Origin of the sequence: Acidocella sp. (genome assembly GCF_013044125.1) — a bacterium.
In the GTDB taxonomy this organism is placed as follows: domain Bacteria; phylum Pseudomonadota; class Alphaproteobacteria; order Acetobacterales; family Acetobacteraceae; genus Acidocella.
The window spans coordinates 1-7,218 of sequence record NZ_JABEVC010000169.1 but is presented as its reverse complement, the minus strand read 5'-3'; the positions used below and the strand labels follow the sequence as shown (position 1 = coordinate 7,218).

9 protein-coding genes are annotated in these 7,218 nt (G+C 64.0%); all 9 read left to right on the top strand.

Annotation, left to right across the window (positions count from 1 at the left end):
- Nucleotides 1–676, top strand: a 676-nt coding sequence (purC, locus tag HKL97_RS10440) for a phosphoribosylaminoimidazolesuccinocarboxamide synthase (RefSeq protein ID WP_291425086.1), incomplete at its 5' end; no start/stop codon positions are given.
- 91 nt (nt 677–767) lie between these two features.
- Nucleotides 768–1,010 (top strand): phosphoribosylformylglycinamidine synthase subunit PurS, encoded by a 243-nt coding sequence (gene purS / locus HKL97_RS10435; protein ID WP_291425085.1) that lies wholly within the window; start codon nt 768–770, stop codon nt 1,008–1,010.
- 53 nt (nt 1,011–1,063) lie between these two features.
- Entirely contained in the window at nt 1,064–1,723 is a 660-nt protein-coding gene (purQ, locus tag HKL97_RS10430; protein ID WP_291425083.1) for a phosphoribosylformylglycinamidine synthase subunit PurQ, read from the top strand.
- Complete coding sequence (gene purL, locus HKL97_RS10425; RefSeq protein WP_291425081.1) at nt 1,720–3,891, top strand: phosphoribosylformylglycinamidine synthase subunit PurL; 2,172 nt, start codon at nt 1,720–1,722, stop codon at nt 3,889–3,891. The genes purQ and purL overlap by 4 nt, the downstream gene beginning before the upstream one ends.
- Before the next feature lie 12 nt (nt 3,892–3,903).
- On the top strand, nt 3,904–4,137 hold the full coding sequence (locus HKL97_RS10420; RefSeq protein WP_291425079.1) for a BolA family transcriptional regulator: 234 nt from the start codon (nt 3,904–3,906) through the stop codon (nt 4,135–4,137).
- A 15-nt stretch (nt 4,138–4,152) separates the two neighbouring features.
- Nucleotides 4,153–4,491 carry a Grx4 family monothiol glutaredoxin gene (grxD, locus tag HKL97_RS10415; RefSeq protein ID WP_291425077.1) on the top strand — a complete coding sequence of 113 codons (339 nt, stop codon included), beginning with the start codon at nt 4,153–4,155 and terminating at the stop codon, nt 4,489–4,491.
- Between the two features lie 30 nt (nt 4,492–4,521).
- On the top strand, nt 4,522–5,745 hold the full coding sequence (locus tag HKL97_RS10410; RefSeq protein WP_291425076.1) for a glycosyltransferase family 4 protein: 1,224 nt from the start codon (nt 4,522–4,524) through the stop codon (nt 5,743–5,745).
- A gap of 156 nt (nt 5,746–5,901) precedes the next feature.
- Nucleotides 5,902–6,744 carry an EAL domain-containing protein gene (locus tag HKL97_RS10405; protein WP_291425074.1) on the top strand — a complete coding sequence of 281 codons (843 nt, stop codon included), beginning with the start codon at nt 5,902–5,904 and terminating at the stop codon, nt 6,742–6,744.
- 47 nt (nt 6,745–6,791) lie between these two features.
- Nucleotides 6,792–7,055 carry a DUF3253 domain-containing protein gene (locus HKL97_RS10400; RefSeq protein WP_291425072.1) on the top strand — a complete coding sequence of 88 codons (264 nt, stop codon included), beginning with the start codon at nt 6,792–6,794 and terminating at the stop codon, nt 7,053–7,055.
- The last annotated feature ends 163 nt before the right edge of the window (nt 7,056–7,218 follow it).

Below are 7,218 nucleotides of genomic sequence, written 5' to 3'. Positions count from 1 at the left end.
TGACGCCACGGCGTTCAATGCCCAGAAAAAGGGCACCATCACCGGCAAGGGGGTGCTGAACAACCGTATCAGCGAGTTCCTGATGATCAAGCTGGCGGAGATCAATATCCCCACGCACTTCATCCGCCGCCTGAACATGCGCGAGCAACTCATTAAAGAAGTTGAGATTATTCCTATCGAGGTTGTGGTGCGCAATGTCGCGGCCGGTAGCCTGTCGCAGCGGCTGGGAATCCCGGAGGGCACCCGCCTGCCCCGCTCGATCGTGGAATATTATTATAAGAACGATCAGCTCAACGACCCGATGGTGGCTGAGGAGCATATCACCGCGTTTGGCTGGGCGACTCCGCCGGACATGGACGACATCGTGCACCTGACCCTGCGCATCAACGATTTCCTCACCGGATTGTTCCTGGGCGTCGGCATCACTTTGGTCGATTTCAAAATTGAATTTGGCCGCCTGTTCGAGAATGAGGACATGCGAATCGTCCTGGCCGACGAGATCAGCCCGGATAATTGCCGGCTGTGGGACGCCAAAACCAACGAAAAAATGGACAAGGACCGCTTCCGCCGCGACCTCGGCAAGATCGAGGAAGCGTATCAGGAGGTGGCCCGCCGCCTCGGGATTCTGCCCGAAGCGGGCACGCGCGACATGAAGGGCCCGGAGATGATGCAATGACAGTCCGATCGCGCTTGAATGAAAGCGCGCGGCGTTTTCATGAGCACGTGAATCGGCCGGTCTAGACCAAAACTCTTGCGAAAGTTATGAGATGAAAGCCATCGTTACCGTTATGCTGAAGGCCGGCGTGCTGGACCCGCAGGGCAAGGCCATCGGCCATGCGCTGAACAATCTGGGCTTTGCCCAGGTTGGCGAGGTCCGCGCCGGGAAGATCATCGAGCTGGAACTGGCCGAAACCGACCCCGCCGCCGCGAAGGCCGCGGCCGAGGAAATGGCCAAAAAACTCCTGGCCAACATGGTCATTGAGAGCTTCAAGGTGGAGATCGCCGCTTAAGCGGTTGATTTTAAAGTTTTACATTACCCCGCCCGCTGGGTAGGAGCAAAACGATGCGAGCTGGTATTCTTCTCTTCCCCGGTATCAACCGCGAGCGCGACATGGTGCTCGCGGTGCGCCAGAGTTTTGGCACCGAGCCCAGGATCGTCTGGCACAAGGAGACCGATCTCACCGGGCTTGATCTCGTCATCATCCCCGGCGGGTTCTCCTTTGGCGATTATCTGCGCTGCGGCGCCATGGCGGCGCAAAGCCCGGTGATGCGCGCGGTGCGCGACCATGCTGCGCGCGGCGGCTATGTGCTGGGCGTGTGCAACGGCTTTCAGATCCTCACCGAAACCGGCCTGCTCCCCGGCGCGCTGCTGCGCAACGCGGGCTTACGCTTCCTCTCCATGGACACCATGCTGAAGGTGGAGCGCAACGACACGGTATTCACCGCCAAATACGCCAAGGGCGAGGTTTTCCGCGCCCCGATGGCGCATGGCGACGGCAACTACACAGCTGACGAGGCGACGCTGGACCGGCTGGAGGGCGAAGGGCTGGTTGCCTTCCGCTACCATGACGAAAACCGCAACGGCTCGGCGCGCGCCATCGCCGGGGTTTATTCCCCCAATTTGCGCGTGCTCGGCCTGATGCCGCACCCGGAAGACCTGGTGGACCCGCTGATGGGCGGCACCGACGGCAAACCCCTTTTTGACTCACTGGCGGCCGCATGAAACCCGTTGACGAAAAACTCGCGAAATCCTTTGGCCTCAACGCCGGGGAATACGCCAAGGTTCTGGAGATCATGGGCCGGGTGCCGAGCTTCACGGAGCTTGGTATTTTCTCGGTCATGTGGTCGGAGCATTGCTCTTATAAATCGAGCCGCGTGTGGCTGAAGGAATTGCCGACGAAGGCGCCATGGGTCATCCACGGGCCGGGCGAGAACGCCGGCGTGATCGACATCGGCGAGGGCATGGCCGCGATCTTCAAGATGGAATCGCATAACCACCCGAGCTTCATCGAGCCCTATCAGGGGGCGGCCACGGGCGTCGGCGGGATTTTGCGCGATGTGTTCACCATGGGCGCGCGGCCCGTCGCCAACCTCAACGCGCTGCGCTTTGGCGACCCGAAACTGCCGGTGACGAAACGAGTCGTCGACGGCGTGGTGCGCGGCATCGGCGGGTATGGCAATTGCGTGGGCGTGCCCACGGTGGGCGGCGAGGTGAATTTCCACCCCGCCTACAATGGCAATCCGCTGGTCAACGCGATGACGGTCGGCATCGCCGCGCAGGACAAGATTTTTCTCTCCGCCGCCGCGGGCATCGGCAATCCGGTGGTGTATGTCGGCTCCAAGACCGGGCGCGACGGCATCCACGGTGCCACCATGGCCAGCACCGAGTTTGACGCCTCCTCGGAGGAGAAGCGCCCCACCGTGCAGGTTGGCGACCCGTTCACCGAAAAATTGCTCATCGAGGCCTGCCTGGAGCTGATGCAGACGGATGCGATTGTCGCCATCCAGGACATGGGGGCGGCCGGGCTCACCTCCTCCTCGGTGGAGATGGCCGGCAAGGGCGGGGTCGGCATCGAGCTTAACCTGGACGACGTACCGCAGCGCGAGACCGGGATGAGCGCCTATGAGATGATGCTCTCCGAAAGCCAGGAGCGCATGCTGCTGGTGCTCAAGCCGGAGCGCTCCGAGATGGCGCGCCAGATCATCGAGAAATGGGACCTGGATTACGCGATCATCGGCCATATCACCGATACCGGGCGCATCGTCGTCATGCATAAGGGCATGGTGGAAGCCGATATTGCGCTGGCACCGCTCTCGGACGCGGCGCCGCTCTACCGCCGCCCCTACATCGAGGCGCCTAAGCCAGAGCCGCTTGGCCCGGTCTCTTCGGACATGAGCCTGGAAGCGGCGCTGCTCAAACTCATCGCCTGCCCGGACCTTTGCTCGCGGCGCTGGATTTTTGACCAGTACGACTCCACCGTCGGCGGCCAGACGGTCAAGCGCCCCGCCGAGTCGGATGCCGCCATCGTACGGCTGGAGGGCACCAACCGCGCGCTCGCCATCACCACCGACTGCACGCCGCGCTACTGCGTGGCCGACCCCGAGCAGGGCGGCGCCCAGGCCGTGGCCGAAGCGTGGCGCAACATCACCGCCACCGGCGCGAAGCCGCTCGCGGTGACTGACAATATGAATTTCGGCAACCCGGAGAAGCCGGAGATCATGGGGCAATTCGCCGGCGCCATCAAAGGCATGGCGGCGGCCTGCATCGCGCTGGATTTTCCGGTCGTCTCGGGCAATGTCTCGCTCTATAATGAGACCGAGGGCAAGGGCATCCTGCCAACCCCGGCGATCGGCGCCGTCGGCGTGCTGGAAGACGCCGCCCTGGCGCGCGGCATCGCCATTGCGCCCGGGCAGGATCTGGTACTGATCGGCGCGACCTATGGCGAGCTTGGCCGCTCGCTCTATCTGCGCGAAATCTGCGGCCTGGAAACCGGCGCCCCGCCGGTGGTGGACCTTGCCGCCGAGCGCGCCAACGGCGATTTCGTGCGCGAGCAAATATTGCAAGGCAATGTTGCCGCCTGCCATGATCTCTCCGACGGCGGCCTGCTCGTTGCGGTAACGGAAATGGCCCTGGCCGGGAACACCGGCGCGGACCTCACCCAGGCCGACACCACCCCCGCCTTCTGTTTCGGCGAAGACCAGGCCCGCTATATTCTGGCGGCCGAGGACGCGGAGCCCCTGCTCACCGCCGCCTTTGCCGCCGGCATTCCGGCACAAAAAATCGGCCATACAACCATCGACGAATGTTTGACTCTGCCCGGCGGCGTCGCCATATCGTTGTCAATACTGCGCGAGGCCAACGAGGGGTTTTTCCCCGCGTGGTTCGCCTGAAGGATACAAAACATGGCCATGCCCGCTAGTGAAATCGAAGCACTGATCAAATCGGCATTTCCCGATGCTGTCATCACCATCGAGGATCTGGCCGGTGATAACGACCATTTCGCCGCCACGGTCATCTCTGCGGCGTTTCGCGGCATCTCCCGCGTGCGCCAGCACCAGATGGTCTATGCCGCCCTGCAAGGCAACATGGGTGGCGCACTCCACGCTTTAGCCCTGCAAACCGCCGCTCCCGATTAAGGAATTTTACGCCCCATGACCGACCCTGTTTTCGCCGAAATCCAGTCGTTTATCGACTCTTCCCCCGTTGCGCTCTTCATGAAGGGCACGCCGATGTTTCCGCAGTGCGGTTTCTCGGCGCGCGTCGTGCAGATCCTCAAGCATGCGGGCGTCGCCTTCAAGACCGTCAACGTTCTGGAGAATCCGGAAATCCGCGACAGCATCAAGAGCTTCAGCAACTGGCCGACGATCCCCCAGCTCTATATCCAGGGCGAGTTCATTGGCGGATGCGACATCGTGACCGAAATGTACCAGAGCGGCGAGCTGGAAGCCCTGCTGAACGAAAAAGGCATCGCCCAAGACACCGCCGCCTGACGCGCGGCGCCACGCGCAACGCCGAGCGCAATGCGGATCGCATTCGTTACCGATGAACTGCCCAGACCCGGCACCGCCGGGCATCTGGCCCTGAACTTCGCGATTATCGAATGGCTGCAGAACCTGGGACATGAGGTCGAAGTGCTGCTGGTGGGGCGGCGCATGTCCCGCGCGGTTGAGCGCTATGGTATCGTGCCTGTCTGCGGGCCGCATGTCCGCAGCTTTGGCGCTTATGTGGTGGCCGCCTCTCCCCATGTTGCGCTGCGCAGTGCGGCATGCGCGCTGTTGCGCCGCCTGCCTGCCGCTCTGGCCGCCAAAATCCGCGCCATGCGGCATGGCGCGGATACGGTGCTGGGTGACTTCACCTCTCCGGCCGATGCCGCCTGGTGCGCCCGCTATGCCGCCCGCCACCCGCCCGACGCTCTGCTGATCGACACGATCTTCCGCGCCCCGGTACTGGCCGCCTCCGGCCTCGCTGGGTTGAACAGCGTGCTGATCACGCACGATCTGTTCCACCGCCGTCACCGGGCCCTGCGCAGCGCCGGTTACCGTGTGCAGCCCGCGCAGCTGAGCCGCGAGGATGAGGCCGTGCTGGCCGCAAGGGCACGGCATATCGCCGCCATCCAGCCCGAAGAGGCAAAAATTCTTAGCCTGATGTGCCCCGCGCAAAACGTATTCCTGCTGCCCATGCCGGCAACGCCCGCCATCTCGCCGCCCGGTACCGGGAAGCTGCCAGGGCGGCTGGTGTTCATCGGCAGTGCCTCGCTGCCGAACCTGGACGGATTGCGTTGGTTTTTTACCGAGGTCTGGCCCCGGCTGCGCGGGCAAGGGCTCACCCTGGACCTGATCGGCAATTGCGGCCCTGCCCTGCGCAGCGTGCCCGAGGGGGTGACCCGGCTCGGGAGGGTGGAAAATATCGCCCCGCTGTTGCACCGCGCCAGCCTCGCCATCGCGCCGTTGCGAGTCGGCTCGGGCCTGAAGATCAAACTGCTGGATTATGCCCGCCACGGGCTGTTCACCGTCGCCACGCCCGCCAGCCTGGATGGATTCGCTCCCGATTCCGCCAGCCCCTTCATCGAGGCCAAGGCGCCGGAGCAATTTGCCCGCGCGATCCTGAAGCAATTGGCATCGCCGCCGCCGCCCGGCATCGCGCTGGCCTACATCGCCCGGCATTACGGCACCGGCCCCAGCTTCGCGGGCCTGGCACGGGCGCTGCTGCCACAAATGGACCGCGCCAACCTGCCCGCCGTGTAGGGCCCGGACCACTGCCTTGTCGGAGCCTCCTGCGAAACCTTGCCTAAATTTATAAAAATAACATTTTCGAGGTCTTAACTTTCTCGTCTCAGTTTCCCGGCATGACCTGCACCATCCCCCATGCCGCACGCATCAAAATCATCCGCTGAGGCCATATTGGCCGCGGAATCCGCCCCGCACGCGGCACGTGAGTTGCGCCAGCGCACCGCGCGGCGTGAGATCACCGAACGCCGGCGCATAACCCAACGGCTGCGCCAGGCGCTGCTCTCCGGCGGGTTTGTGCTGCAATACCAGCCCCTGGTCTCGTTGCGGACGGGCTACATACGCGGCGCGGAAACAATCATCCGCCTGCAGCACAGCCGCCGCGGGCTCATCGCCGCCGCGCATTTCATGCCCATCGCCGAACACTCGGAGATCATCAACGATGTCGGCGGCTGGATGCTGCAACAGGCCTGCATGCAGGCGGCAAGCTGGCCAGGTGATCTTTCGGTGGCGCTCACCCTCTCCCAGCGCCACATGCAGGGCGGCAGGCTGATCCGCCAGCTTCTGGAGTCGCTCAGCGCATCGGGCCTGCCCGCGGAGCGGCTGGAGCTGGAACTGACCGAGGCCATGCTGATCGACGATAACGACGACAATGTGTTTGCTCTGAGGACGTTGCAGGGCCTGGGCGTGCGGCTGGCGCTCAATAATTTTGGCACCGGCTATGCCAGCCTGAGCGCGCTCAAGCGCCTGCCCATCGCCACCCTGCGGCTGGATCGCTCGCTGATCCACAATCTGGGCGAGGGCGTCGCGGATGCCGCCATCGTGCAGGCGGCGGTAAAGGCGGGGCACGCGCTGGGCTGCGCCGTGCTGGCTGACGGCGTGGAGAGCGAGGCGCAGCTGGCATTGCTGAGCGAGATCGGCTGCGATGAAGGTCAGGGACCATATTTCAGCCAGCCCGTTGCCGCCGCCGAGATCGCCGCGATGCTTGCCGCCAGCCCGCGCGAACATCTTAAATAACCGCAAGCGCCTTTCGCTTCACCCTGGCTTTGGGCATAAGCCAGGGTATGAGCTCAGACCCCGCCGAACAAGCGATTCTCTCCCTGCTGACGGGCAAGGACGCACAAAAATCCATCTCCCCAACCGAAGCCGCCCGCGCCCTGGCCGGCAACCCGCCGGGCACGGCATGGCGGGCCAGTCTCTCGCCCATCCGCCTCGCGGCGCAACGCCTGGCGAAGGCCGGGGTCATCGAACTGCTGCGCAAAGGCAAGCCGGTTCCTCCGGCGGAAGCACGCGGCGTGATCCGCCTGCGCCTGACCCAGGCGGAGTAATACCATGCGCCACACCATGACCAACTTCCTCACCGGGCTGGGTGAGGCCTGGAGCCTGGCAAAGCCGTATTTCGGTTCGCAGGAGCGCTGGGCCGCGTTTGTCCTGCTGGGCGCGGTCATCGGCCTCAACCTGCTGCTGGTCGGGCTGAACGTGGTGCTGACC